General features: G+C 39.5%; 28 protein-coding genes. 13 read left to right on the forward strand and 15 right to left on the reverse strand.

Annotation, left to right across the window (positions count from 1 at the left end; genetic code table 11):
* Positions 1–62: 62 nt before the first annotated feature.
* A complete protein-coding gene (locus tag HCN54_RS16995) occupies positions 63–830 on the reverse strand; it encodes a S24 family peptidase (RefSeq protein WP_072981565.1) in 768 nt (255 codons plus the stop codon).
* Positions 831–926: 96 nt separating this feature from the next.
* On the opposite strand from HCN54_RS16995, the gene HCN54_RS17000 reads away from it, so the two are divergent.
* From HCN54_RS17000 to HCN54_RS17015, 4 genes are all read left to right on the forward strand, one after another.
* Positions 927–2,186: a putative DNA modification/repair radical SAM protein gene (locus HCN54_RS17000; protein ID WP_167598734.1), complete on the forward strand. Its 1,260-nt coding sequence runs from the start codon at positions 927–929 to the stop codon at positions 2,184–2,186.
* Positions 2,186–2,932, forward strand: coding sequence for a TIGR03915 family putative DNA repair protein (locus tag HCN54_RS17005; protein ID WP_167598735.1), 747 nt, complete (start codon positions 2,186–2,188; stop codon positions 2,930–2,932). Before HCN54_RS17000 ends, HCN54_RS17005 begins: the two co-directional genes overlap by 1 nt.
* A 43-nt stretch (positions 2,933–2,975) precedes the next feature.
* Positions 2,976–3,179 (forward strand): hypothetical protein, encoded by a 204-nt coding sequence (locus HCN54_RS17010; RefSeq protein WP_167598736.1) that lies wholly within the window; start codon positions 2,976–2,978, stop codon positions 3,177–3,179.
* A gap of 250 nt (positions 3,180–3,429) precedes the next feature.
* On the forward strand, positions 3,430–3,666 hold the full coding sequence (locus tag HCN54_RS17015; protein WP_167598737.1) for a hypothetical protein: 237 nt from the start codon (positions 3,430–3,432) through the stop codon (positions 3,664–3,666).
* A gap of 76 nt (positions 3,667–3,742) precedes the next feature.
* Here HCN54_RS17015 and fabD read toward each other — a convergent pair whose 3' ends face one another.
* The gene (gene fabD, locus HCN54_RS17020; protein WP_167598738.1) at positions 3,743–4,624 is read right to left on the reverse strand and encodes an ACP S-malonyltransferase; all 882 of its coding nucleotides are present in this window, start codon (positions 4,622–4,624) and stop codon (positions 3,743–3,745) included.
* Positions 4,625–4,751: 127 nt separating this feature from the next.
* Here fabD and HCN54_RS17025 point away from each other — a divergent pair, with 127 nt between their 5' ends.
* A complete protein-coding gene (locus HCN54_RS17025; RefSeq protein WP_167598739.1) occupies positions 4,752–5,141 on the forward strand; it encodes a hypothetical protein in 390 nt (129 codons plus the stop codon).
* Here the strand turns inward: HCN54_RS17025 and HCN54_RS17030 are convergent.
* The 3 genes from HCN54_RS17030 to HCN54_RS17515 are packed head-to-tail and all read right to left on the reverse strand — an operon-like array spanning position 5,138 to position 6,893.
* Positions 5,138–5,986 (reverse strand): fructosamine kinase family protein, encoded by an 849-nt coding sequence (locus tag HCN54_RS17030; protein WP_167598740.1) that lies wholly within the window; start codon positions 5,984–5,986, stop codon positions 5,138–5,140. The two genes, HCN54_RS17025 and HCN54_RS17030, sit on opposite strands and share 4 nt — an antisense overlap.
* Positions 5,973–6,461 (reverse strand): dihydrofolate reductase, encoded by a 489-nt coding sequence (locus tag HCN54_RS17510; RefSeq protein WP_233430617.1) that lies wholly within the window; start codon positions 6,459–6,461, stop codon positions 5,973–5,975. The genes HCN54_RS17030 and HCN54_RS17510 overlap by 14 nt, the downstream gene beginning before the upstream one ends.
* Before the next feature lie 3 nt (positions 6,462–6,464).
* Positions 6,465–6,893, reverse strand: coding sequence for a 2TM domain-containing protein (locus tag HCN54_RS17515; protein ID WP_240924914.1), 429 nt, complete (start codon positions 6,891–6,893; stop codon positions 6,465–6,467).
* 58 nt (positions 6,894–6,951) lie between these two features.
* Between HCN54_RS17515 and HCN54_RS17040 the strand changes: the two genes are divergently transcribed.
* Together HCN54_RS17040 and HCN54_RS17045 are read left to right on the forward strand one after the other, a co-directional pair.
* On the forward strand, positions 6,952–8,025 hold the full coding sequence (locus HCN54_RS17040; protein ID WP_167598741.1) for an aminotransferase class V-fold PLP-dependent enzyme: 1,074 nt from the start codon (positions 6,952–6,954) through the stop codon (positions 8,023–8,025).
* Positions 8,026–8,214: 189 nt separating this feature from the next.
* On the forward strand, positions 8,215–8,505 hold the full coding sequence (locus HCN54_RS17045) for an isoamylase early set domain-containing protein (protein WP_072981830.1): 291 nt from the start codon (positions 8,215–8,217) through the stop codon (positions 8,503–8,505).
* Positions 8,506–8,520: 15 nt separating this feature from the next.
* On the opposite strand, the gene egtD is transcribed toward HCN54_RS17045, so the two are convergent.
* The 4 genes from egtD to HCN54_RS17065 all read right to left on the reverse strand — a co-directional run bounded on the left by egtD (position 8,521) and on the right by HCN54_RS17065 (position 12,050).
* Entirely contained in the window at positions 8,521–9,495 is a 975-nt protein-coding gene (egtD, locus tag HCN54_RS17050) for an L-histidine N(alpha)-methyltransferase (RefSeq protein ID WP_167598742.1), read from the reverse strand.
* Between the two features lie 9 nt (positions 9,496–9,504).
* Positions 9,505–10,671, reverse strand: a complete 1,167-nt coding sequence (gene egtB / locus HCN54_RS17055) for an ergothioneine biosynthesis protein EgtB (protein ID WP_167598743.1) — start codon at positions 10,669–10,671, stop codon at positions 9,505–9,507.
* 87 nt (positions 10,672–10,758) lie between these two features.
* Positions 10,759–11,172, reverse strand: a complete 414-nt coding sequence (locus HCN54_RS17060) for an energy transducer TonB (RefSeq protein ID WP_167598744.1) — start codon at positions 11,170–11,172, stop codon at positions 10,759–10,761.
* Between the two features lie 26 nt (positions 11,173–11,198).
* Positions 11,199–12,050: a thymidylate synthase gene (locus tag HCN54_RS17065; protein WP_167598745.1), complete on the reverse strand. Its 852-nt coding sequence runs from the start codon at positions 12,048–12,050 to the stop codon at positions 11,199–11,201.
* A gap of 130 nt (positions 12,051–12,180) precedes the next feature.
* Here HCN54_RS17065 and HCN54_RS17070 point away from each other — a divergent pair, with 130 nt between their 5' ends.
* Complete coding sequence (locus tag HCN54_RS17070; RefSeq protein ID WP_072981581.1) at positions 12,181–12,546, forward strand: hypothetical protein; 366 nt, start codon at positions 12,181–12,183, stop codon at positions 12,544–12,546.
* Between the two features lie 5 nt (positions 12,547–12,551).
* Here HCN54_RS17070 and HCN54_RS17075 read toward each other — a convergent pair whose 3' ends face one another.
* The 4 genes from HCN54_RS17075 to HCN54_RS17090 all read right to left on the reverse strand — a co-directional run bounded on the left by HCN54_RS17075 (position 12,552) and on the right by HCN54_RS17090 (position 16,459).
* Positions 12,552–13,967: a NupC/NupG family nucleoside CNT transporter gene (locus HCN54_RS17075; RefSeq protein ID WP_167598746.1), complete on the reverse strand. Its 1,416-nt coding sequence runs from the start codon at positions 13,965–13,967 to the stop codon at positions 12,552–12,554.
* A 7-nt stretch (positions 13,968–13,974) separates the two neighbouring features.
* Positions 13,975–14,598, reverse strand: a complete 624-nt coding sequence (locus HCN54_RS17080; RefSeq protein WP_072981585.1) for a bifunctional nuclease family protein — start codon at positions 14,596–14,598, stop codon at positions 13,975–13,977.
* An 85-nt stretch (positions 14,599–14,683) separates the two neighbouring features.
* Positions 14,684–15,652 (reverse strand): electron transfer flavoprotein subunit alpha/FixB family protein, encoded by a 969-nt coding sequence (locus HCN54_RS17085; RefSeq protein ID WP_167598747.1) that lies wholly within the window; start codon positions 15,650–15,652, stop codon positions 14,684–14,686.
* Positions 15,653–15,712: 60 nt separating this feature from the next.
* On the reverse strand, positions 15,713–16,459 hold the full coding sequence (locus tag HCN54_RS17090) for an electron transfer flavoprotein subunit beta/FixA family protein (RefSeq protein ID WP_167598748.1): 747 nt from the start codon (positions 16,457–16,459) through the stop codon (positions 15,713–15,715).
* Between the two features lie 196 nt (positions 16,460–16,655).
* On the opposite strand from HCN54_RS17090, the gene HCN54_RS17095 reads away from it, so the two are divergent.
* From HCN54_RS17095 to HCN54_RS17115, 5 genes are all read left to right on the forward strand, one after another.
* Positions 16,656–17,633 (forward strand): pyruvate dehydrogenase complex E1 component subunit beta, encoded by a 978-nt coding sequence (locus HCN54_RS17095; protein WP_072981591.1) that lies wholly within the window; start codon positions 16,656–16,658, stop codon positions 17,631–17,633.
* Between the two features lie 169 nt (positions 17,634–17,802).
* Positions 17,803–20,295 (forward strand): DUF5686 family protein, encoded by a 2,493-nt coding sequence (locus tag HCN54_RS17100; protein ID WP_167598749.1) that lies wholly within the window; start codon positions 17,803–17,805, stop codon positions 20,293–20,295.
* A gap of 171 nt (positions 20,296–20,466) precedes the next feature.
* Entirely contained in the window at positions 20,467–20,994 is a 528-nt protein-coding gene (locus tag HCN54_RS17105) for an inorganic diphosphatase (protein WP_072981595.1), read from the forward strand.
* A gap of 135 nt (positions 20,995–21,129) precedes the next feature.
* Complete coding sequence (locus HCN54_RS17110; protein WP_167598750.1) at positions 21,130–23,523, forward strand: sodium-translocating pyrophosphatase; 2,394 nt, start codon at positions 21,130–21,132, stop codon at positions 23,521–23,523.
* Between the two features lie 68 nt (positions 23,524–23,591).
* Positions 23,592–24,620: an App1 family protein gene (locus HCN54_RS17115; RefSeq protein ID WP_167598751.1), complete on the forward strand. Its 1,029-nt coding sequence runs from the start codon at positions 23,592–23,594 to the stop codon at positions 24,618–24,620.
* 3 nt (positions 24,621–24,623) lie between these two features.
* Here HCN54_RS17115 and HCN54_RS17120 read toward each other — a convergent pair whose 3' ends face one another.
* Positions 24,624–25,526 carry a succinylglutamate desuccinylase/aspartoacylase family protein gene (locus tag HCN54_RS17120; protein ID WP_167598752.1) on the reverse strand — a complete coding sequence of 301 codons (903 nt, stop codon included), beginning with the start codon at positions 25,524–25,526 and terminating at the stop codon, positions 24,624–24,626.
* 9 nt (positions 25,527–25,535) lie between these two features.
* Positions 25,536–26,588, reverse strand: coding sequence for a glutathione synthase (locus HCN54_RS17125; protein ID WP_167598753.1), 1,053 nt, complete (start codon positions 26,586–26,588; stop codon positions 25,536–25,538).
* Between the last annotated feature and the right edge of the window lies 1 nt (position 26,589).

Raw genomic sequence — 26,589 nt, forward strand, 5'->3', positions numbered from 1 at the left:
AACCTAAAATCCACCGTGTGTACGGTGGATTTTTTTGTTTTAAAGTATAATTCTCTAGGAAATTATTTAAGGTTGCGCATTTGACTTTTAAGTTCTTCCATGCCTTGCTGTAATTCTTTGAGTAAACTACTCTCAGAAGGAGAGTCTAAGTGAAAGGTAAGTTTACTGTTTACCTGCCATAACTCTTGAATATCGCTCACTTGAACTTCAAATGGCAAATATTCTTGATTGAGTGAAATGAGCAACACCTTTGAAGGGTCTGGCAATTTCTGAAGCTTTTTTACGACCACCGCATCCGGTAAAACCACCACATATACCCTATTTGTAGAAGCTTCGTCCATACTGGCGATAGCTTTCCCCAAAACCCAGTCATCGGGCATAAAATTAGGAAGCATACTATCTCCTTCAATTTGAAAACCACGATAAGTGGCATTGCGATATTGTGGTAAAGGAAGATCAAAAGCAGGAAGCTGTTGATACCAGTCTACATCCTGAACATTATGTGGGTATCCGGCTGCAGCTTTCTGATTCACCATAACAAGATTTTCGTTATCGGCAAGATCAACCGTCACCACCTTAGGGCTCACATCACCCTTACCAGCGTGCAACAATTTTTGATTGCTGTACCCAAATAACCATAAGGGATTAATATTGTAAAGCCGTAATAATTCGGTGACTACTTGACCAGAAAGTTTAGTTCTACCGCGCTCGATGTCTGCAGTTGAATTCTTGATGCCTAAAGCTTCGGCAAATTCTGATTGCGTAAGGTTTTGCTCTTCGCGCACTTGCTTAAAACGACGAATGTCGCCAGATACTTCATTGATTCCCATAGCGTAAAAATAAAATAATTCGGAATAAATCCGATTTAAAGATAGGAAAAAATCCATCAATAGGAAAAATTCTTTATTTTTGTAAAAATTCCTACCATGAATTTTGAACGAATAAAAGAAAAACTAAATATTCTAGCCGATGCGGCAAAATATGATGTCTCGTGTTCCTCTAGTGGAAGCAAGCGTCAGAATACTTCTAAAGGTTTAGGGGATAGTTCCGGAATGGGAATCTGCCACAGTTATACTGAAGATGGCCGATGTATTTCCCTCCTTAAAATTTTACTTACCAATCACTGCATTTTTGATTGCGCTTATTGCGTAAGCCGAAAAAGCAATGATATAAAACGCGCTGCTTTTAAGATTCAAGAAGTGGTAGACCTCACGATCAATTTTTACCGCCGTAACTATATTGAAGGTTTATTTCTAAGCAGTGGTATTTTCTCAAGTCCAGATCATACGATGGAGCGGCTGATCGCGGTGGCCAAAAAGTTGCGTTTAGAAGAAAATTTTAACGGCTACATTCATTTAAAATCTATTCCCGGGTGCAGTGACGAACTTATGCGTGAAGCTGGTTTGTATGCCGATAGACTTTCGATCAATATTGAAATTCCCACAGTTTCCGGACTCAAATTATTGGCTCCGGAAAAGGATCATAAGGATTTCATCAAACCTATGGAAAAGGTCAAAAATGAAATTTTACAGTATCAGGAAGATAAAAAACTCTCCCGAAAAACGCCTATTTATGCACCTGCCGGGCAAAGCACCCAAATGATTGTTGGCGCAACGGGGGAGAGTGATAAGGATATTATGTATTCTGCTGTGCATTATTATAGCACCTATAAAATGAAGCGTGTGTATTACTCAGGATATGTGCCGGTCTTAAAAGATGAGCGCCTGCCGGCATTAGGAACTGAGGTACCTATGCTGAGAGAAAATAGATTATATCAAACAGATTGGTTACTCCGGTTTTATGGTTTTGATGTACGCGAATTATTAAATAAAGAGTATCCCAATTTAGATGTGGATATCGATCCTAAATTGAGCTGGGCTTTGCGCAATATGCATCTGTTTCCGGTTGATGTCAATACTGCCGAAAAACGAATGCTTGCCCGGATACCGGGATTGGGGATGAAATCTGTGTACAAGATCTTAAACGCCAGAAAATACCGAAGATTGAATTGGGAGAATTTAAAAGCCATCGGCATCGCATTTAACCGAGCTAAATATTTTATGATCTGTGATTCCCGCGACTGGGAACGACGGGATCTAGAGCCGGCACGTATTAAAAGTATGATTCTTCAAAGTTCTCAAAGTAAGTATCAGAAAATGTATAATAATCAGCTAACCTTGTTTTAATGCAAGCTCAAAAACTTATTTATGATGGAAGTTTTGAAGGATTGCTGACTACTATTTTTGTGGTTTATGAGGAGAGAATTCCTAATGCTGAAATAGTAGAAGAACGTTTTTACGAACCTGATTTTTTCGCCGAAACAAATCACATATATACCGATGAGACCAAAGCAGCGCGCGTTTGGGATAAACTGAAACAATTTCCACAATTTAGCGCAACGGTGTATCGCTCTTTCTTGACAGAATTGCGAGAAAAGGAATGGTACATTCTAAAGGCGATTCAGTATGTGTTGAAAACTAAAAATGACAAAGATTATGGGCACCCAGCGGTACTCAAGTTGGCTCAATGGACTAAACAAATAGGACGGGAAAAACACAGGATGGAAGCTTTTGTGAGATTTAAACGGACTAAAGATGACCTGTATATCGCACTGGTCGCACCTGATTTTAATGTGCTTCCACTCATTGCGAAGCATTTCAAGAATCGTTATGCAGATCAGCAATTTGTTATAGTTGATCATAAGCGCAACTATGGCATTTATTATGACCTTAAGAGCATATCATTCGTTACGCTAGATTTTGACGCCAATAATTTAAAAGAGGGTCTTCACGCAGAAGAGCAGTATTATGACGAGATGTGGCAAGATTATTTTATAAGTACAGGTATTAAAAGCCGAATCAATAAAAAGCTTCATCAGCAACACGTACCTAAGCGTTATTGGAAATACTTAAACGAAAAAAATCCGCTTTAGCGATAAATGATTATTTTTAATTAAGTAACACAAAATTCAAATTATGAAGCGATTATATTACAGCTTGATGGCACTCGCCATTTTAGGAGCAGTGTCTTCGTGTAGAGAAACTACTCAAGAAAAAACAGAGGAAGCAGTTGAAGCTATTGGTGAAGATGTAGAGCAAGCTGCTGAAGAAGCCGGGGATGCTATTCAAGAAGGAGCAGATGAACTTAATGATGAGATACAAGGTAACGACGATCATTAGTAAGCTTTAATGATTCAAAAAAAGGGTATTTTAAAAGCGATTTTAAAATGCCCTTTTTGCTTTTTAGCGTTAACCCGGTTTATTGAAAAATTCAAAATTGTCAGAGATTCTGATAATCAATTCATTGTAATGCTTGCGGTTTTTTTAGCAAAAACATAAATCGATAAAAAATTTAATAAAATTTAAGAATAAGCGCTGTTAATTTATATACATTTGACAGCAATTAACGCTAATTAAAATTACATCAATTATGAAAAAATTTATGTTCAGTGCATTCGCACTTTTATTAATGGTTTCTGTTTCTGCTTGTCGCGAAACTACTGAAGAAAAAACTGAAGACGCAATGGAAAGCGCCGCTGACGATATGGGAGATGCAATGGAAGATGCTGGTGATGCAGTAGAAGAGGCTGCTGAAGATACCGGTGACGCTATCGAAGAAGGTGCTCAAGAAGTTGAGGACGAAGTTGAAGGAAACGACGATATGTAATCTCTAAGAGATTAAAAAAGAAAGCCCCGAACGTAAGTTCGGGGCTTTTTTATGTTAACAAATAGAATACTACTCCTTAGATCGTAGCGCTACTGGTAGTAGCCTGACGGTCTACTTTTTTGACTAGACCTTGTAATACCTTACCTGGGCCAACTTCAATAAATTCTGTGGCACCGTCTTTAAGCATATTTTCAACACTTTGCGTCCATTTTACAGGAGCCGTTAGTTGAAAAAGTAAGTTCTTTTTAATTTCTGCAGGATCGGTTACTGCTGTAGTACTTACGTTTTGATAAATAGGGCACGTAGGTGTACTAAAGGTTGTTTTCTCAATGGCAGCTGCAAGTTCTTCGCGGGCAGGCTCCATTAAAGGAGAATGAAAAGCACCACCCACCGGAAGCACTAAGGCACGTTTTGCACCACGCTCCTTTAAACGTTCACAAGCTTCGTTTACCGCTTCGATTTCCCCGGAAATAATCAATTGTCCCGGGCAATTGTAATTTGCAGCTACTACCACGCCATCAACATCAGCGCAAACCGCTTCAACTAGTTCGTCTTCTAAGCCTAAAATTGCAGCCATTGTAGAAGGTACACTATCACAAGCCTTTTGCATAGCCTGGGCACGCTGCGAAACCAATCTTAGTCCGTCATCAAAGCTTAATACTCCATTAGCAACAAGTGCAGAAATTTCACCTAGAGAATGTCCCGCTACCATTTGCGGTACAGCGCTATCGCCTAAAGCCTTAAACAACGCAACCGAATGTAAAAAGATCGCAGGTTGGGTTACTTTAGTTTCTTTAAGTTCATCAGCAGAGCCTTCAAACATAATCTTGGTAATATCAAACCCTAGTATTTCGTTGGCGCGCTCAAACAATTCACGAGCCACATCAGAAGTTTCATAAACGTCCTTACCCATACCGGTAAACTGCGCTCCCTGTCCGGGAAAAATATATGCTTTCATATTTTGGTTTTTCTAAATAGTGCTGCAAAAATACACATACACGTATGGATTTAGAAATTATAAATACAAAGTGCGGTATTTATTCTCATAAAGTTCCTTACTTTGAATGATATACGAAACGATCTTCATGATGAAACACAATCGATATTTCAAAATAGTTGCTTTTTTATTCTGCGTCTTTTCAACGTATGCGGTGTCAGCACAATTTGATGCGATCAGTAATCTACCGCTCCAGAAAAATCCTAAATATCAATGGGCTAATGAAAGCAAAAAGGCATCTATTAAGGAATCTAAAATGCAGGTTGATTTTTATTTAAATCAGAAAGATGCTGAAAATTACATCTATATTGTAGATGGTCAGGTTTTACCTGTAAATGATTTTAAGGAATATAAAGAGAGCATATTGAAGCAAGCTCGTGCCATCAATTTTGTAAAAAGAATAGATAGCGTTATGGGATATCCTTCTCATCGCAATCGAATGCTTATTTTAATTACCACACAAACCGTTGAAGATTAAATATAGGTTTTAAGAATCGAGTTTGCTGTATTGTAGTAATGCCCCCCAAAAAGATTTACGTGAACTAGAATGTAATAAAGTTGCCAGAGTTTAATACGCGCTTTCCAGCCTTCACAAAGTGGAAAAACTTCGTGATACTTATCAAATATATTTTCATTAAAACCGCCAAAAAGGCGCATCATTGCTAAATCCATTTCACGGGGTGCATAACAAGTAGCAGGATCTATTAGTACAGAATTTCCATCAGAATTGACCATAAAATTACCGCCCCATAAATCACCGTGAATAAGCGCTGCCGGTTCCTCAGGAATTAGATCAGGAATGGATTTATACAATAAATCTACATCTCCAAAAGCAAAACCACGCTCTGCCGCCATTTTAAATTGTGGCATTAAACGCTGCTTGATATAAAAATCTGCTGCTGAAGCTTCTTCGGTATTGTATTGCGGTAAACTACCTATGTAATTATCCTTTTGAAAACCAAAAGCCGACGTAGTCTGATGCATTTTAGCCAGATTTTGTGCAAAAATTTCGTCGAAGTCAACGCTAGGTTTTCCGCTTTCTATGTGTTCAAGAAGTAGATAGCTCTTTGTCTTAAACGTACCAACGCCAAGAACCTTTGGTGTGATAAAGCTTTTAGATTGCGCCAGGCTTTCTAAACCTAGTTTTTCTAAAGAAAACATTTCCGGGAAACGCTGTGCATCATTGATCTTGATCACAAAATTGCCTTGATCAGTAGTCAATAGCAAAACAGCATTGATATCACCACCACTCAAAGGTGTGGCTTGTTTAATTGAAAATGAAAAGCTTTGGTTTAAATGGACTGTAAAATCAGCGTCGAGCATAAGTTAAATACGTGAATGCATAATCGTGGCGTTCATCTTTGGGATGAAATGTTTCAGCAACAAGCTCCCAATCGTTCTCATTAATTTCAGGGAAAAAGGCATCAGCCTCAAAACTGCTATGCACGCGGGTAAGTTCTATATGCGTAGCCTGATCTAATGCGAGTTTATAAATTTCACCGCCACCTATCACATATGGGTTGTCATCATTCATAACAGCATCAAGAGCAGCGTCTATACTATCAACCACAATTATACCTTCACCGGCGTCATACTCTGAATTTCGGGTAATAACAATGTGAGTTCTGTTAGGCAATGGTTTTGGGAAAGACTCAAAAGTCTTTCTTCCCATAATGATATGATGATGCGAAGTAAGCTTCTTAAAACGTTTAAAATCATCAGGTAAATGCCACACAAGGTCATTGTCTTTACCTAACGCATTATTTTCTGCAGCAGCGGCAATGAGCGTAATTTTCATCAATTAGGGATTTAAAGGAGGATTGGGATTTATTGCTTTAGGCTCAGATGAATTGGGCAATGGGTGTTCTTGATCAACTTTGTTCTGAAGTTTGGCAATCTTCTCTTTCTGTTTAGCCACCAGTTTATCTAATTGCTCATGTTCCCATTTTTTATTCATAAAACCGCTGAAGAGAAAAACATTCAGAAAATGAATTAGAAATAAGAAAAACCAAAGCAATACTGCCCAGACAAACCAATCGACCTGACCGGGTCTGAAGTTGGTACCAAAATCTAAAAACTTATTCAGAATAATAAGAAGAACCGCGCCTGCCAGAAAAACGATAAAATGTCTAAACAGATTTTTTTTCTGCTTGATTCTAAATTGTGCGTGCTCTATAAGTTCTCGCTGTTCGCGGTCTATTTTTGTGGATTCCTGCTTTTTTGAGAACATAAGAAAAAGTAAATTGTGTGAAAATCAAATTTACAAGATTTAATCGCTATTCAACCTTATGAAAAACTTAAAAAAGGAGTTCCCGGTCACTGCAAATTATACGCATCTCAACACGGCAGGTTCGGGTTTACTTTCTGAAACCTTGCTTGATTTTAGGCAAAATCACGACTTAGATTATCTGGTTTATGGTAGTGTGATAAAAGATAAACAGGATAAATTTATAAGCGGGGTACGTAAAGACGTTGGGTCTTTTTTTAAGTGTCATCCCAGCCGTGTAGCTTTAGTCCCTAGTTTTTCTATTGGCTTTAATTTTTTGTTAGATGCTTTACCTTCAAAAACTAAAGTTTTACTGCTGCAAGAAGACTATCCTTCAATAAACTGGCCTGTTGAAGCTCGGGATTTTGAAATCTGTTATGCAGCGATTGATGAGCATCTTGAGGACAATATCCTGCAAGCTGTAGAAAAAGAAAAGCCTCAAATACTTTGTTTGAGTTTAGTGCAGTATGTAAGTGGAGTTCAAATTGACTTTGAGTTTTTAAAGAAGCTTAAAGAAAAATTTCCTGATCTTATAATTTGTGGAGATGGCACGCAGTATTGTGGTGTTGAAGAATTTGATTTTGAGCAAAGCGGACTGGATATTCTTGGTGCCAGTACGTATAAATGGATGAATGCCGGATACGGAAATGGGTTCTTTCTCTTTAAAGAAGCGATGCAAGAAATATTGAGACCAAAAGCAGTAGGATTTGCTTCCATTCGCGGATTGTACAAAGAAGAAAATGAGCACGCACTCATAGGTAAGTTTGAACCGGGGCATATAGATACACTCAATATGGGGAGTTTGCAAGCCGCTATTCAGTTGGTGAAAAAAGTAGGTTATTCAAACATTACAGAGCAGATAAATACACTTAAGAAACAGGCCTTAGAAGCATTTGCTTCCCGAGGGCTACTGGATGATTTTGTAACGCAGCGCAAGGTGCACTCTTCGATATTTAATATTAAAGGCGATCAGAAATTATTTGAAAAGCTCAAGGCAAAAGACATCGTCTGTTCTCAGCGAGGTAATGGAATTCGGATAAGTTTCCATTATTTTAATACCGAAAGTGATTTAGAGCAGCTTTTAAAGTTAATTTAGCATTATTTTCAGCTTAGCTACTGTTAATTAAGTGCATATTCCTTTAGAGAAATCGTTTTCGCTTTTTTATATTGATTTTCAATAGGTTAATTCACTGCGTTTTCTGAAAAAATACGCATAAATATCTGATTTGTTGTGTTTTATATTTCTTCAATTATATATTTGTTAGGAATCAAAAAAGAATCTGTTATGCCAATTACAAAACAATTTTTAAAGTCAAAGCCAGAGTGTAAGGTAACCTTCACAGTTTTAGATACTGACGCCAGCAGTGTTGCCGTTGCAGGCGATTTTAATGAATGGGAAAAAGTAGAGCTTAAAAAGCTAAAAAATGGCTCTTTTAAAGGAGCATTAAACATTCCCGTAGATGCATCTTATGAATTTAAATATGCTGTTGACGGGCAATGGATGAACGATCCTGAGGCAGATAGTTATCAATGGAATGATTTTGCCGGAGCAGATAATAGCGTGCTTTCGGTTTAAACGCTTTTCTTTCTTCTAGGAATCTGTTTTAAAAATATAGTCTGTAAACTGGCTTTCCGCATCAGTAAACTGGGTGACTACTTTTAGCCCGGCCTCTTGCGCGAGCCAGTTTACAACATCGTCATCGTATTTCTGGGAAATTTCCGTATGAATACTTTCCCAAGGCTCAAAATTGATCTGAAGATTCAAATTTTTGAGCGTCACTTGCTGACTTTTTGTACTCACTAAAAAGCTTTTGGTAGTACCGGTTTCAGGATCATAAGTAGGCCAGTGTTTGAAACTTTCGGGATTAAAATCTCCCGCAAGTTCTTTATTTATTCGATGCAAGATGTTTTTATTAAAGGCTTCCGTAACTCCCTGAGAATCATTGTAGGCTTTTAAGATTTTTTCTGGGTCTTTTTTCTGATCAAGTCCCATAAACAACAAATCTTGTTCAGCCATTGAATTTCTAATATTCTTTAAAAAATCAATCGCTTGTGGGTGGGTAAGGTTCCCAATATTAGACCCAAGTACCAGAATGACCTTTTTGCGGTCAGAAGGCTGATTATTTAGTTTTTCTAAAATTTCAAAATACGTGCCCTGCTTCACTTTAATGTTGATCTGTGGCCATTTTTTAAGAATTGCCCCCTCGAGTTCCTCCAGCATATTCTGGCTGATATCAATGGGTTTATAGGTAAAATCCAACTGCTGTTTTAGAAATTCTTCTAAAAGGATTTTGGTTTTTTTTCCGTCACCGGCACCTAGTTCAATTAAATCAAAACCCTTAGATTCTTGAAATAAGGTTGCGATCTCATTTTTATATTGGTCAATGATCTGAAATTCACATTCCGTCAAATAATATTCGGGCAGATCCATTATCTGCTGAAATAATTTATCTCCTTTTTTGTCGTAAAACCATTTTGAAGACAGACGTTTAGGAAATGCTGTAAGCCCTTCATAGACCTCTTTTTCAAAGGTATTTTTGAATTGTAGTGCAGTTGTAGTTTTCATAAGATGCGGTTATTGTCCTAAGCGAATTCCTGTGAATTGCCAGCGCAATTGAGGGTGAAAGAAATTGCGATAGGTCGGGCGCGTATGTTTATTTGAAGTTGCGATAGAGCCTCCGCGTAAAACTTTCTGGCTTACCATAAACTTACCGTTATACTCTCCAAGTGCTCCGGGTGCTTTTTGATAATTAGGATAAGGTAAGTATGCGCTTTCGGTCCATTCCCAACGCGCTCCCCAGTTAAGCGCTTGATGAGCGACTTCCCATTCAAATTCTGTAGGTAAACGGCAAGCCTTCCATTGAGCAAAAGCAAAAGCTTCATAATATGAAATATGGGTTACTGGTGCCTCAAGGTTTAACGGTTGCACACCATCAAGACCGTAATAAAACCACGAATTTTCTTGTTTTTGCCAATATTGTGGAGCCTTTGTACGCAAAGTTTTTACCCAGTCCCAGCCTTCGCTATGCCAGAGCAATACTTGCTCATAACCACCATCTTCTATAAATTCTAGATAGTCCTTATTTGAAACGAGTTGGTTTGAAATTTTAAAATCATTCAGAAATACCTTGTGTTTTCCTAGCTCATTGTCGTAGCAAAAGCCCTCACCATTATGGCCTATCTCGTAGATTCCTTCAGGAATTTCTATCCAGGTAGTTGATTGGTTAGAAGCTGGGTTTTCTGAAAATGACTCAGAATAAACCGGCTGTAACGGATTGTTTCCGAGAATATATTTTATGTCAGTGAGCAGCAGTTCTTGGTGCTGTTTTTCGTGATGAATCCCAATTTCTACAAGGGATTGGAGCTCATCTGAAGGTGTATTCTGTTCAAGTAATTCTTGCAGCTGATTCGTTACATACGCACGATAGTCAAAGACTTCACGCACGGTAGGGCGCGAAAGATTGCCGCGATCTGTACGAACCACCCGAGCACCCATGCTTTCGTAATAACTATTGAAAACAAAAGAGAAATTAGGGTCAAACTCCTTGTAGTCGGGTTTAAACTGCTTTAAAATAAAATCCTCAAAAAACCAAGTGGTGTGGCCTAAGTGCCATTTAGGTGGAGAAACATCTACAATGGGTTGCACTACATAATCCTCAATTTCTAGAGGTTTACATAGCGTTTCGGTATGTGTGCGAGTTTCGAGTAAAAAGTCAAGAAGCGTAGTGGTAGTAGTAAGCATAGCAATAATTTACATACTTCAAAAAGAAGCTTTTTAAATGTACGGGAATTATTGCTATGCCCTAGCTTAGACTGTGTTAAGCCCTAGTTAAAAGGTGAATGGCATAGAATATTTAATGGCTCTGGGTTTACCTCCTGCCTGACCCGGAGTCATCTGAGGTATTGCCATAATATTGCGTTTGGCTTCTTCCTGAAGCACTTTTGTGCCGCCTTTTACACCAAGAATTTGCGGTTTGCCTTCTTCGTTGATCACAAAGTCTACAACCACTTTTTCTTTAACGCTTCCTTTTTTGTAGCCTTTAGGAAATTGAAAATTTGAAACTACATGTTGAACCAATTGTTTTTTAAAACAAGCCTTTTTTTCAGCTACCGAACCGGTACATCCCGGCCAAACAGGAGGGATTTCATTAATGGTGATTCCGTTTCCGGAAACAAGTACGCCTTCTTGAGCAAAGCTGAACGCGGAAACTAAAAAACAAGTAATAAGTAATAAAGATCTCATAGGTATTGAAGATTTGGGGTTACAATTTATATGGCTACTTTACCTTTTATGTGAGGGTGTGGATCGTAATTCTCCAGTTGAAAATCTTCAAATTTAAAACTGAAGATATCCTTGACCTCGGGGTTTAGTTTGATCGTAGGTAAGTTGCGGAATTCACGAGTCAATTGCAAATTAAGTTGCTCTATATGATTGTTGTAAATATGAGCATCTCCAAAGGTGTGAATAAAATCACCTGGTGCATAATCGCATACTTGAGCCATCATCATCGTGAAGAGTGCATAAGAAGCAATATTAAACGGAACTCCTAAAAATACATCGGCACTCCGTTGATAGAGTTGGCACGAAAGTTTTGGTCGTTTATCTTCTGCTTCGGGATCACCGGGAGCAACATAAAACTGAAAAAATGCGTGACATGGTGGTAGTGCGGCCTTACCATTTGCTACATTTTCTGAAAATGATTTTGATGTGTCTGGCATCACGCTGGGATTCCAGGCGCTTACCAGCATACGTCTACTGTTAGGATTGTTTTTTAAGGTGTCTATCACCTCTTTGATCTGGTCTATTTCTTCACTATTCCAGTTGCGCCATTGATGGCCATAAACCGGTCCTAGATTACCTTCTTCATCAGCCCATTCATTCCAGATACGCACGCCATTTTCTTTAAGATATTCAATGTTAGTATCCCCTTTTAGAAACCAAAGTAGTTCGTAGATAATGGATTTTAAATGAAGCTTTTTAGTTGTGACCATCGGAAAGCCTTCGCTCAGATCAAATCGCATTTGATATCCAAAAACACTTAAAGTTCCGGTACCGGTGCGATCCCCTTTTTGAGTGCCGTGGTCTAATATATGTTTTACAAGATCGTGGTATTGTTTCATAGCAGGAGTAACATTTATGGTAAAAATACAGCTTTGAAAAACACTGTATTTTTTAAGATATTATTTTTTTTAATAATTTATTAACTAAATATGACTACTTTCGCCTCATAAAAATTGCACAGTCCATTACATGGTTTTAAAATCTAATTCTTATTCATTTGGTGAGGCCAAATATTTTGAAAGCTTTGTTCATATCAAATTTAATGAAGATTTAGATGAGGTCAAGCTTGAATACTCTAAGCAAATTTTTAAAGATATCGAGGCATTTTATGATGGAGCAAGATATGCTTTGATTTCTGAGCGTGGTCTTGCTACAGCTTTTAATCCCATTAATATGAAGTCGCTAAATCTTTCTAAGATGTATGCGTTAGCGGTGGTTTCTCCAGAAGGATCACAACGTCGCGAAGAGCTTGTTGTTGAACAAGGGTACTACAAAGGTTCTTTTGCTTTTTTTACTACGTATAAAGCAGCAGAAGAGTGGGTGCTTACCTTTTAATAGGTTTACCCAATGATCATTCCGGCTATAGTTGCAGAAAGTAGTGAGGCTAAAGTTCCTCCTAATACTGCTTTCAACCCAAATTCAGAGAGTGTTTTACGTTGACCAGGCGCAAGTGATCCTATTCCGCCAATCTGAATTCCTATCGAAGCAAAATTGGCAAAACCACACAAAAGATAGGTTGCCATGATGACTGATTTCTGATAGGTGAAACTTAACCCATTTACCGGATTTTTGAGTTCGGCTAATTGAATGTAGCCTACAAATTCGCTTGCAGCCAATTTAATCCCTAACAATTGTCCCATAAGCATAATGTCTTCTGAAGCGACACCGATGAGCCACATCAAAGGAGCAAAAATGGTTCCTAAAACAGACTCAAGAGAAAAAGAGGTGTATGGAGTATTAGCGGCTAGAAAGTCGTTTAACGAGGTTACTTCACCGATCTTTCCGAAGCCCCAATTGATCATAGCTATAAAGGCAACAAAAACTAAAAGCATTGCACCTACGTTGGCAGCCAGCTTTAAACCTTCGGTCGTTCCGGTTGCGATGGCGTCAAGAATATTAGAGCCAATTTTATCTGAAGATACTTCTACATTAGGATCTACAGGCATCTGCTGCGGATACAAAAGTTTTGAGATCACAATAGCGCCGGGCGCTGCCATAACTGATGCGGCTAATAAATGTCGTGCAAACTCTAACCGTAAGGCCGGGTCATCACCACCCAAAAATCCTATGTAAGCTGCCAGTACTCCACCGGCAACAGTGGCCATACCGCCCACCATAACCAAAAGAATCTCAGAACGGGTCATACGTTCAAGATACGCTTTGATCATTAGTGGTGCTTCGGTTTGCCCGAGGAAAATATTACCGGCGACCGATAAACTTTCGGCTCCTGAAATGCCTAATAATTTTGTAAGAACCCACGCCATTCCTTTAACTACAACTTGTACGATTCCTAAGTAATACAAAACTGAAGTCAACGCCGAAAAGAAGATGATGGTGGGTAACACTTGAAAGATAAAGATGAATCCATAACTTTCGGTATCCATCATTCCGCCTAAAAGAAATTCGCTTCCGGCAGCAGTAAAATCAAGGATCTTTACAAAAATCTTTCCCACAAATTCAAAAGATTTTTGCACAAAGGGAACTTTTAATACGCCTATAGCTAATAAGAGTTGCGCTCCTAAACCAATCCCGATAGTTTTCCAATTGATTGCTTTACGGTTTGTGCTAAACAAATAAGCGATGACCAGCAGGCAGATCATTCCTAAAACTCCGCGCCATAGACTATCAAAAGAAAATCCGGCGTTGGGTATAATTACTTTGCTCTCAGCTACCGGAAGAATTTCTTGGGCACTTTGCGCTACAGATGATAGAGTAGAAATGACACTAACGAGTAGGAGTAGAAGTAGTTTTCGCATCTATAAATTAATTGCGTTTAGATATTTCGTCTCTGATTTTTGCAGCAGCCTCATAGTCTTCTGCGGCAACAGCTTGTTCTAAAAGGGAATTCAATTCACTCAGAGATAATTTTTTATAATCGTTAGAAGCAGCGGAAGGTTTTTCTTCCTCCTCTTCAACAACCAGCTGGTCTACAAGAACATCATCTTCTGCTTCTTTAGAAACATCGTGATCAGTACCTTTTAAATAAATGCCGGCTTTATCAAGAATATTTTTATAGGTAAAAATAGGAGCGTTAAACCGAAGCGCTAACGAAATGGCGTCACTGGTACGCGCATCAATGATCTCTTCAATACTGTCACGCTCGCAAATGATACTGCTGTAAAAAACACCATCAACCAGTTTATGAATGATCACCTGTTTAACCTGAATATCAAAACGGTCTGCAAAATTTTTAAAAAGGTCGTGGGTAAGTGGCCGCGGAGGCTTGATCTCTTTTTCAAGAGCAATAGCAATAGATTGTGCTTCAAAAGCGCCTATAACAATAGGTAGCTTGCGGTCACCATCAACTTCACTAAGTATTAAAGCGTATGCGCCATTTTGTGTCTGGCTATACGATATTCCCTTAATATTCAAACGCACTAAACTCATAAGCTGTAAAAATATAAAAAGGCTGTTTAAATGAGGACAGATATCCAAATTTAAACAGCCCTTTGAGCGCTCGAAAATACTAAATTTAAGAGTTATTCGCCTTAAACTCTTTTAATTTTTCGTTTAGCTTAGGAACAACCTCAAAAGCGTCCCCTACAATACCGTAATCTGCGGCTTTAAAAAAGGGCGCTTCCGGGTCTGTGTTGATGACTACTTTAGTCTTAGAAGCATTGATCCCTGCAAGATGCTGAATCGCTCCTGAAATTCCCACAGCGATATATAAATTAGAAGCAACCGGCTTACCGGTTTGACCTACGTGTTCGCTATGCGGTCTCCAGCCCATATCAGAAACCGGTTTAGAGCACGCGGTTGCTGCGCCTAGAATATCTGCCATTTCTTCGATCATTCCCCAGTTTTCAGGTCCTTTGAGTCCGCGGCCTCCACTTACTACAATTTCAGCATCGGCGATGGTAACTTTGTCTTTTACCTTATCAACCGACTGTACTTCAACTTTAAACTGCGAATCATCAAGGCTAGGGTCAAAAGACCCTTCCGTAGCATCTTTTTGCGCTTCTTTAAGACCAAAACTATTTTTAGATAAGCCTATGATTTTTACATCTGTGGTGATTTCGGTGTGATTGAAGGCTTTGTTTGTAAAAGCGGTACGTTTTACTTTAAAAGGGGAAGCACTTTCTGGTAAGGCCACAACATTTGAGGCATAACCTGCTTCAAGGTCTACAGCGAGTAGTGGAGCTAAATATTTAGCATTTGCACTACTGCTTAAAACCACCACTTTTGAACCTTCGTTTTTAGCGATTTCGGTAACTGCGGCAGCATACGCATTAGCTGTAAACTTAGTTAGTTTATCACTTTTTATGTGAACTACCTTATCTGCACCATAAGTGCCTAAAGATGCTGTTTCTTCAGCATTAACGGCAACAGCGGTTACCGTGGTGCTCATCATATCTGCGATGCTGCGGGCGTAACTAACAACCTCGTATGCTGTCTTTTTAAATTTTCCTTCTTCTGATTCTGTATATACTAAAACTGACATATTTTTTGCTTTTGATTTTTTCGCGAAAGCGAAAGAATTAAACGTGACTTAAAAGAACTTTTAGATAGCTTTTGCTTCGTTGTGCAAAAGATCTATGAGTTCGTCTAAGTTATCTGGTGAGATAAGTTTTACATCTCCTTTAGGAGCCGGTTTTTCAAAAGAAACAGCTGAGGTCTCGGTTGAAGCACCTTGTGGTTCTTTAACCTCAAGAGGTTTTTTTCGCGCCATCATAATACCACGCATATTTGGGATGCGTAAATCACTTTCTTCAACAATTCCTTTTTGCCCACCTACAACTAGAGGCAATTTAGCAGTTACGGTTTCTTTACCACCGTCAATCTCACGAACAGCAGTTGCGGTATCACCGTCAACTTCGAGACCAATACAGGTATTTACAAAACTTGCACCGAGTAAACTCGCTAACATTCCGGGAACCATACCGCCGTTATAGTCAATAGACTCGCGACCGGCAATAATTAAGTCGTAATTACCTTCTTTAGCAACAGTACTTAATTCTTTAGCCACCTGAAATCCGTCAAGTGCTTCGGTATTGATTCTAATCGCGGTGTCTGCTCCTATGGCAAGCGCTTTTCTTAAGGTAGGTTCAGTTTCCGGGCCACCTACATTAATAATATCTACAGTAGCGCCTTGTTTTTCTTTAAACCACATGGCGCGGGTAAGACCAAATTCATCATTTGGGTTAATCACAAATTGAACACCGTTTGTATCAAATTTGGTGTCATTTTCGGTAAAATTAATCTTAGAAGTCGTATCAGGTACGTGACTGATGCACACTAATATTTTCATATATCAAACTTTTATCTTGTGAACTATTTCGTTTTCGTTACGAAAATAAGCATTAAAATCGGAAATTTGCTATGCGTGCATAACAAAATTTAGTTAAATCCGATTTCTTAGGGAAGATTTAATTCCTATTTTTGCTGTCCCCACAAAATTGGGGTTTTTACTTGATTTAACAGTACACGTACATCCACTTTTATTTATGAAAACAATACAATTTAGGGAAGCGGTTTGTGAAGCCATGAGTGAAGAAATGCGCCGTGATGAGGCCATTTATCTTATGGGGGAAGAGGTTGCAGAATATAATGGAGCTTACAAAGCATCTAAAGGAATGCTTGATGAGTTTGGTCCAGATCGTGTAATCGATACTCCAATTTCAGAATTAGGCTTCGCCGGGATCGCCATTGGTAGTGCAATGAACGGTAACCGTCCTATTGTAGAATATATGACCTTTAACTTCTCGTTAGTAGGTATAGATCAGATTATAAATAACGCGGCAAAGATCCGTCAGATGTCTGGTGGTCAATTTAATTGTCCTATTGTATTTAGAGGGCCTACTGCTTCTGCAGGACAGCTAGGTGCAACGCACTCTCAGGCTTTTGAGAGCTGGTTTGCAAATACTCCCGGGCTTAAGGTAATTGTACCTTCTAACCCAGCTGATGCAAAAGGCTTATTAAAGTCGGCTATTCGCGATGACGATCCGGTTATTTTTATGGAAAGTGAGCAAATGTATGGTGATAAAGGTGAAGTGCCAGAAGGAGAATATTTAATTCCAATTGGTGTTGCTGATGTGAAGCGCGAAGGAAGCGATGTAACTATCGTTTCTTTTGGTAAGATCATTAAAGAAGCTTACGCTGCCGCTGAAGAATTAGAAAAAGACGGTATTTCTTGCGAGATCATTGACTTGCGTACCGTAAGACCTTTAGATATTAATACGGTTATCGAGTCTGTAAAGAAAACAAACAGATTGGTGATTCTTGAAGAAGCTTGGCCTTTTGGAAATGTATCTACTGAGATTACCTTCCAAGTTCAGGAAAAAGCTTTTGATTATCTAGATGCACCTATTGTAAAAATAAACACTGCAGATACACCTGCACCGTATTCACCTGTTCTTTTAAAAGAGTGGATACCTAACAGCAATGATGTTGTTAAAGCTGTTAAAAAAGTACTATACAGATAACTAGATACTACTATCTTTGAAGCTTCATTGGTCAATATGTATTGGCTAATGAAGCTTTTTTTGTTAGTAGTCATTTTATTTGCGACGAATACGGTGTTCATTCGTCTTAAAATATACTAATTCAATAGTTTTTGAGTTAGAGAAACTCCCCTAGACCGTTACCTATTATATGAGGCAATCCTTAAACCTACTTCTCTTTTTATTTATACCTGTTTTACTTCTGGGCCAAACCAAGGCCGGAGGATTGGTTTTTGACAGTGCCGGTAATCCTGTGCCGTTTGCCAACGTGGTGTTTGCGGGTTCTTCTGAAGGTACAATCACCAATGAGGACGGAAGGTTCTATTTACAGTCAGACAATACTTATGATGCTTTAAAGGTAACTTTTATAGGTTTTCAGGCTAAAGAGGTGTCGCTTCCGCAGCGCGTAAACTATAATCTGGAGATCACTTTAGAAGAAGAAACCGAAAGTCTCAGCGAAGTCGTGGTGTATAGCGGAAAGCAGCCTAAGAAGAATAATCCCGCCATAGATATTCTGCGGAAGATTTGGGCCAACAAACGTTCTAATGGGTTGAATCAATTTGATCAATATGCGTATGACAAATATGAGAAGGTTGAGTTTGATCTAAATACAATCGATAGTTCGCTGATCAATAGCAAGATCTTTAATAAAATGGAATTCATCTTTGACCAGATGGATACTTCCCGAATCACCGGAAAAACCTACTTGCCCATTTTTATCAATGAACGAAGCAGTGAAGTTTTTGGAGATAATATTTTAGATAAAGAAAAAGAAGAATTAAAAGGAAACCGCAACAGTGGTTTCAGCACCAATCAAACCTTAATTGCATTTATTCAGGAGTTGTATAACGAGTTTAATATATATGACAACTACCTGAAGTTTTTTGATAAAAGCTTTGTGAGTCCGTTGTCTACCACGGGAATCGACACCTATAATTATGTGCTTGCTGACAGTTCATACATAAAAGATAAATGGTGCTACAACATTATTTATTATCCCAGACGTTCTAACGAACTCACTTTTAAAGGTGATTTTTGGGTGAATGATACCACTTGGGCGATCAAGGAAATTAACCTGCAGGTCAACAAAAGCGCAAATATCAACTGGGTCAAGGAGATCTATATCGAGCAGGAATATGATGTGCTTAATGATTCTGTTTTCTTAATTACCAGAGATTACTTTTTATCAGATTTCGCTTTGCGGAAAAAGGAAGGAAGCCGCGGAGTTTATGGAAAGCGAACCACGCTTTACGACAACTACGTTTTTGATAAGCCCAAAGAAGAAGACTTTTACGACGAGCGCGTTACGCGTTACGATGAATCTGTGTACACGCAACCCGATACCTTCTGGGACGAAAACCGTATGGAGCCTTTAAGCAAAGATGAGAAAGGCGTCTATGTAATGCTTGATTCGCTCCAAAAAGTGCCCAAATTCCAAGCTTTTTATAGTGTAAGTTCGGCAATGGTGAGCGGGTATTATGAGTGGGATAAAGCCAATCTTGATATTGGCCCGTTGTTTTCTGCATTTGGTTTTAATGATGTTGAAGGGTTGCGTTTACGAGGCGGTGCACGTACCTATTTTGATCAAAATGATCCCTGGCGATTAGAAGGTTTTGGAGCCTATGGGTTTAGAGATAAGAAATTCAAATTTGGCCTTTCGGGTAAAGTGCTTTTAAATCACAAAGCGCGTTTAATTGTCTCGGGAGGCTACCGTCAAGACGTTGAGCAAATCGCAGCGAGTTTAACCACTTCAACGGATGTTCTGGGGCGAAACCTTGCTTCATCTTCCTTAGTCACTGTGGGGAATAATGACCAACTCACGAGCATCAAGCTGGCTAATTTCGCCATTGAAGCCGAATTTTTAAAGAACTTAAAGATCAGAGGTGATCTTTCATACCGCACCTTAGAGTCGGCATCACCTACGTTCAACTTAGATTATTATACTGATTTTACGCAAACCGAAGTAAGATCAGACGTTAAACAAGCAGAGATTGTACTTAGTGGTATTTTTGAGCCGGGCAAGCACACTTCAGGATATGGAGTAGAACGTACGGTTACAAATGAATGGTTTCCTACCATTTATTTTGGGTACACCAAAGGAGTTAAGGGCCTAGTAAATAGTGATTTTGATTACGAAAAACTTCAGGTGTCGTATCGCCAACCTTGGCGTATGGGAGGTTTGGGTACGTTTAGCTCTACCATTGAAGCGGGTAAAACCTTTGGCGAAGTGCCGCTGGGCTTGCTTAGTGTAGTACCGGGAAATCAGAATTTATTTTCTATTTATGGCACATTTCCGCAGTTGAACTATTATGAGTTTGTGACCGATACCTACGCCACGCTACATTTAGAGCATAATTTTGGAGGTCGAATTTTTGGCCGTATTCCGTTTTTGAGAGAGCTGAATCTTAGAGAGATTATTGGCTTCCGCGGTGCTTGGGGTTCTATTTCTGATGAAAACCAGCTGATCAATGCATCAAATATTGAATATATAGCGCCCAATGATGAGCCTTATTATGAGTACAGCTTTGGGGTAGGTAATATTTTAAAAGTGCTGCGTATTGATTTTAACTTTAGAGGGAATTACCTAGATACGCCAGACGCCAGAAGTTTTGGGGTTACCGGAGCTTTAGAATTTTCATTCTAAGGATTTTACAATCAAAATCTAAATTCATTTCAAGAATCAAAGACGAAAACGTTATAAGTTTTGTAGGTTGCTTCTTTTCAATGGTTTTTCTTGTGGTAGCTTGACATTTAGAGTATTTTTGCCACCCTATTTAGGTTAAAAAACAATAGACACTATAAAGCCAGAACTAATATGACAGCAGATAGTATTTCGACATTTGATGTTTTAATTGAAATCCCAAAAGGGAGCCGTAATAAGTATGAGTACGATTTTAAGCTGAAGAAAATACGCTACGATCGTATGATTTTTTCTTCAATGATGTATCCTGCAGACTACGGATTCATTCCTGAAACTCTAGCGCTTGACGGTGACCCACTTGATGTTTTGGTATTGGTTACAGAACCTACCTTTCCGGGTTGCGTGATGGAAGTAAAGCCTATTGGTGTTTTCCACATGACCGATGAGAAAGGTCCTGATGAGAAAATCATTTGCGTGCCGGTAAGTGATCCTATCGCAAGCAGAATCTCAGATCTTAGTGAGTTGAACCCACATTTGATCAAAGAGATCGGGCATTTCTTTCAAGTATACAAAGACCTTGAAAAAAAGAAAGTTGATGTAGGAGGTTTCGGTGATGTAAATGAAGCTAAAGAAATCATCAAGCAATGCATCGATCGTTACGCAGATAGCGATGTTCCAAAAGAGGAAGTAAGTATAGAGTAAGCAGTAAAACGCTTCGATTTTTAAAAGACCGCAAATATGCGGTCTTTTTTTATGATTTATTTTCTGTAATTTAAGGCAATCAATGTAGTAGTATCAATTTCACTACATAAGTTCGACTTAATAAATTCACTTTTTATGGAATCAAACATTATTTATGTGCCAATAGTTCTGGCAGTATTAGGCTTGCTTTTTATGTTTATTAAAATGGCTTGGGTAAAAAAACAACCTGCCGGAAATGACAAAATGCAAAGCATTTCAAAAAGTATTAAAGAAGGTGCACTGGCATTTTTAGCCGCAGAATACCGCTTACTTCTGGTATTTGTTGTGATCGCTTCTGTTCTTTTATATATTATCTCAAACGTTGTAGCTACAACAAGTTGGTTGATTGTACCTGCCTTTATCATTGGGGCGTTCTTTTCGGCACTAGCCGGAAATATAGGAATGCGCATCGCAACGGATGCTAACGCACGTACTGCCGAAGCTGCAAAGACCAGTTTGCCTAACGCGCTAAAAGTGAGTTTTGGTGGAGGTACCGTAATGGGCCTTGGTGTTGCCGGGCTCGCAGTTTTAGGACTGAGTTTGATCTTCCTATTCTTGATGGGAAGTTTTCTAACCGAAGGTGGGAATTTTTATAACGAAATGACCATTGTACTTGAGACACTCGCAGGCTTCTCTCTTGGCGCCGAATCTATTGCGCTATTCGCGCGTGTGGGTGGTGGTATTTATACGAAAGCAGCAGATGTAGGAGCAGACCTTGTAGGGAAAGTTGAGGCGGGTATCCCGGAAGATGATCCGCGAAATCCCGCTACCATTGCAGATAATGTTGGGGATAACGTAGGGGATGTTGCCGGTATGGGTGCAGACCTTTTTGGGAGTTATGTGGCTACGGTTTTGGCCGCTATGGTATTGGGTAACTATCTCGTGCAGGATATGTCACAAGGAGCTCCATTTACTGATGCGTTTAATAATATGGGTCCCATTTTACTACCTGTAGTAATTGCGGGGGTTGGGATTTTAGCTTCTATCCTTGGTACTTTTTTAGTGAGTATTAAAAATAACGAGGCCAAAGAATCACAGGTGCAAAAGGCATTAGATATGGGGAATTGGGTAGCGATTGTGCTAACCTTAATCGCTAGTTATTTTTTAATCGATTGGATGTTACCTGAAACGATGTCGATGCAATTCTTTGGTGAAGGGTATAAAGACATTCCATCATTAAATGTGTTTTGGTCCGCTTGTATTGGCCTTGCGGTGGGAGCACTAATTTCTGTGGTTACTGCCCACTATACGAGTTTAGGTAAAGGTCCGGTGCTTGATATAGTTAAGAATTCTTCAACCGGTGCTGCGACAAATATCATTGCAGGGCTCGCAGTCGGAATGAAATCAACGTTTTTATCCGTGATTTTATTCGCTGCGGCGATTTATGGTTCGTATGAGCTAGCCGGCTTTTATGGAGTTGCGCTCGCAGCTTCAGCAATGATGGCAACCACCGCGATGCAGCTGGCGATAGATGCTTTTGGTCCTATTGCAGATAATGCGGGTGGAGTAGCTGAAATGAGCGAACTAGAAGATCATGTACGTGAACGTACTGATATTTTAGATTCGGTGGGGAATACTACCGCAGCTGTTGGTAAAGGTTTTGCAATTGCTTCAGCAGCATTGACGGCTTTGGCACTTTTTGCAGCCTATGTAACTTTTACAGGAATCGACGGAATCAATATTTTTAAAGCAGATGTGCTTGCCGCGCTTTTTGTAGGTGGAATGATTCCCGTGATTTTTTCAGCCTTGGCGATGCAATCTGTAGGTAAAGCAGCGATGCAAATGGTGCAGGAAGTCCGTCGCCAGTTTAAAGAAATTCCCGGAATTTTAGAAGGAACCGGCAAACCTGAATACGGCAAGTGTGTCGCAATTTCTACACAAGCGGCCTTGCGCGAGATGATTCTTCCCGGACTGATCACGATTATCGTTCCTATAATTATCGGTCTTATTTTTGGGGCAGAACCTCTTGGAGGCTATATGGCTGGGGTTTGTGTTTCAGGTGTGATGTGGGCGATTTTTCAGAATAATGCCGGTGGTGCTTGGGACAACGCTAAAAAGTCTTTTGAAGCAGGAGTTGAAATTAACGGAAAAGTAGAATACAAGGGGAGCGACGCGCACAAAGCAGCGGTTACCGGGGATACTGTAGGAGATCCTTTTAAAGATACTTCAGGGCCTTCTATGAATATTTTGATCAAACTTACCTGTCTTGTAGGTCTTGTGATCGCCCCGATTCTCGGTGGACATTCAGAAGGTTTGGCAACCAATCAGGAGGTTAAGGTCGAGGTGCAAATGCAACAAGAGTCAAACGGGTTGTACAGCGCTTTAATCACGGAAACAAAAACCATAGACGGAAAACTTCAGGTTACTGAAAAACGACTTGAGGGCAGTGAAGAAGAGCTGAAGAAACAAATAGCAGCCTACAATACAGAGTCACATAGTGCATCAGAAAAGCATGTTGTAAAGGAGATAAAATTTGAAGAAAAAGAATAACGTATCCTTAAGACAACTTTATCATTTTAAATCCCGATGACCTCATCGGGATTTTCTAATTTAAAGATATGCTGAAGGATGTTCTACAAAAACTTAAACTGCACCCCCAAGATCCCTTGCAAATTCACGGGTATCAAACCTATGGCACTAACGAGCATTTGTATTTGCTGGGAAGAGCTTTAGAAGATGAGGGCGTCAATCTGGATAAGACCGGCCTGGGCAACGCGTTTAAAAATGCGTATAAACAGTTTAGAAGTGATGAGTTACCCTTTGCAAAGCTGAAAATCAAATTGCCGGATGACCGCGTTTTTTACGTAGAAACAAATGCCGAAGGCTATTTTAAATTTGATAAAGCGGTTAAAGATTTGCAAGACCTGACGAATGAGCAAGGTTGGTTGCAGCTAGAATTGGCGTATGATGATGAAAACCAAAAAAGACTGATTAAAAACAACAATCGGTTTCCAGGGCAGATGTTGATCCCTTCTCGCAAAGCGGAATTTGGCGTCATCAGCGATATCGACGATACCATTTTAAAAACCGGAGTAACGTCACTTTTAAAATGGCGCGTCATTTTTAATACGCTGTTTACCGGTGTGGGCAAACGCACCCCGTTTAAAGGAGCGGCATCTTTTTACAAACAACTGCATTTAGGGAAGTCGGGCAATGCTTCTAATCCTATGTTTTATGTGAGTAATAGTCCGTGGAATTTATATCATTACTTGCAAGCGTTCATTAAGCATAACAATTTTCCTAAAGGAGCCATTTTGCTGCGTGATTTTAGAACGCCTTTTGACCGAACCCCAAAACCCGAGAAACCCCATAAGCAAAGAGAAATTCGAAATATTTTAAACACTTATCCAGATTTGCAATTTGTGCTTATTGGAGATAGTGGAGAGCACGACGCGGATATTTATATCGAGATCGCTGAAGAATTTCCTGAGCGTATTAAAGCCATTTACTTGCGTAGTGTGAATCACGAGAAGCGTGTCTTCCGCGTACGCGGACTTCTAGAACGTTTTGAACTAACGCCTGCGCTTTTGGTTAAAGACAGTCAAACGGCAGCAGAGCACGCACGAGAATTGGGACTTATCCAATAAGTATTACACTTCGCGCACTATGAAAAAGCCATCATTGCCTTGATCTTGATACAGCGGCATAAAAATAAAAGCGTCCCATTCACTTCTAACTTCAGAGCCGTTGTGTGTGGCTAACAGTTCTCCTTTTTTAATAGGTTGAAAGTTTTCGTAACCCTGTTCCATTTTAAACGAATCACCGTCTTTGATCTCGTGACGGTATTCGATCTCAAAGGTCTTCTGTTCAGCACGCATAGCTTCCATATACGTTGCAGCTTCAGGGTATTTTTCTAAAGCGTTTAGATCTAAATCACAAGCTTTAGATAACGCAAGCCAGATCATTCCTTCATGATGTTTTACCGCATCAGGACTGGTATGTTGACCACCTTCAAAGACAAAACCGGTAACGCCAATTCGGCTTAGATAATGATCGATGCATCCATAAACGATATCTGAAAACCCACGGATTATATAAGGTGGAAACCGGTGCGCCCAAGCATCATTGTCATGTACTTCCTGCACTGAGATATACGGTTTGCTAGCGGATGAGGTCGTGTGACAATCCAGAAAATAGCGCTTCTCAAAATCAGCTTCCGGAAACTGTTCTAACACTTCGATAATAGAAAACATCTCTTTTTTCTCGTGCGAGTTTTGTTTTTTGCTAGCTATATTTTCTTTTGTCCAAGTACGGTTGAGGTCTTCGTCAATGTAGCGCACATTTTCTTGCAGCGCTTTATGATTGCCGGAAACTCCCACGACGGTGCCCTTGATCTCAGGTTGTTCCTGCTTTAATTGAGCAAAGACTTTTTGCAGCGCTTGAACGCCACTGGGCTCATTGCCGTGAACGCCACCGGTTATAAAAAGAAGCGGTCCGGGCTTATTACTCGTATATTGCCCCAGAATTCTGGGATATTTTTTTTCTAAAGACATAATTTCTGTTTAGTACATTGAGGCTAATTCGCGGTTTGAAAAGCCGTGCGTGTAATGCTTTTTATAAGCTACTTTACGCTCTATCGCTTCGATCACGGGATCTGTAAATTCAGGAAGGCCAATAGCTTCACAGTAATCTAAGCCGCCGGGGCTCAGTACATTGATCTCGATTAATTTATCATCTACCACATCTAGACCTACAAAGAAAAACCCGTCTTTTATCAATTTAGGCGCTGTGATCTCTACGATATGTTCCATAGCCTTGGTGAGTTTTGCCGGTTTTGCTTTCGCGCCTAGCGAGAGGTTACTTCTGAACTCAGTTTTATCACTGTTCACCCGTCGTATAACAGCGAGTTTCCCGTTTTCTTCCAGAATGCGACCGTTGACCAGAATGATTCTTACATCACCTTTACTTACTTCCGGTAAAAATTCTTGTGCGATAACGTAGCCCAATTCGGTTAAACTGGTAATGATCTGATTGAAATTCTTTTTTTCTTCATCTATCAAATACACGTTCTGCCCTCCGGAACCTTCAAGAGGTTTGAGTACGATCTTTTTGTCACACTTTTTCCAGAATTTTAAGAGTTCGTCTTTATCTCGCGTTATTAAACTTTTGGGTTTGATTGAAGCCGGTAATTCTTCAAAATACAACTTATCTATAAATGCATTAGACATAGCATCAGCATCATTGAGCACCAAAACTCCTTGCTCTTGCAGCATACGCCCAAAAGCAATGCCGGAGTGCTCAGCCCAATGTCTGTCGTCTGTTTCTTCGGTGGGATTATTTCGCAGAAACACCACATCTATTTTAGAGGAATCTGCTTTGGTCCACGCCAGTTGTTCATCTTGAACCTGCTCCCAGAATTCTTGAGGTGTTTTATACTTTAGATCTTCGGGTATTTTTTTACAGGTAAGTTTGATGGGCCCGCCCTGATAAAAATTAAAACCACCTACGTTCATCACGTAAACTTCGTGGCCGCGCTGATGCGCTTTCCGCATTAATACTACTGAAGTACCTACCGGCTCGGTGGCAACATCACTTATTACAAAACATATTTTCATA

This window comes from Leeuwenhoekiella sp. ZYFB001 (assembly GCF_011784865.1).
Taxonomy (GTDB): domain Bacteria; phylum Bacteroidota; class Bacteroidia; order Flavobacteriales; family Flavobacteriaceae; genus Leeuwenhoekiella; species Leeuwenhoekiella palythoae.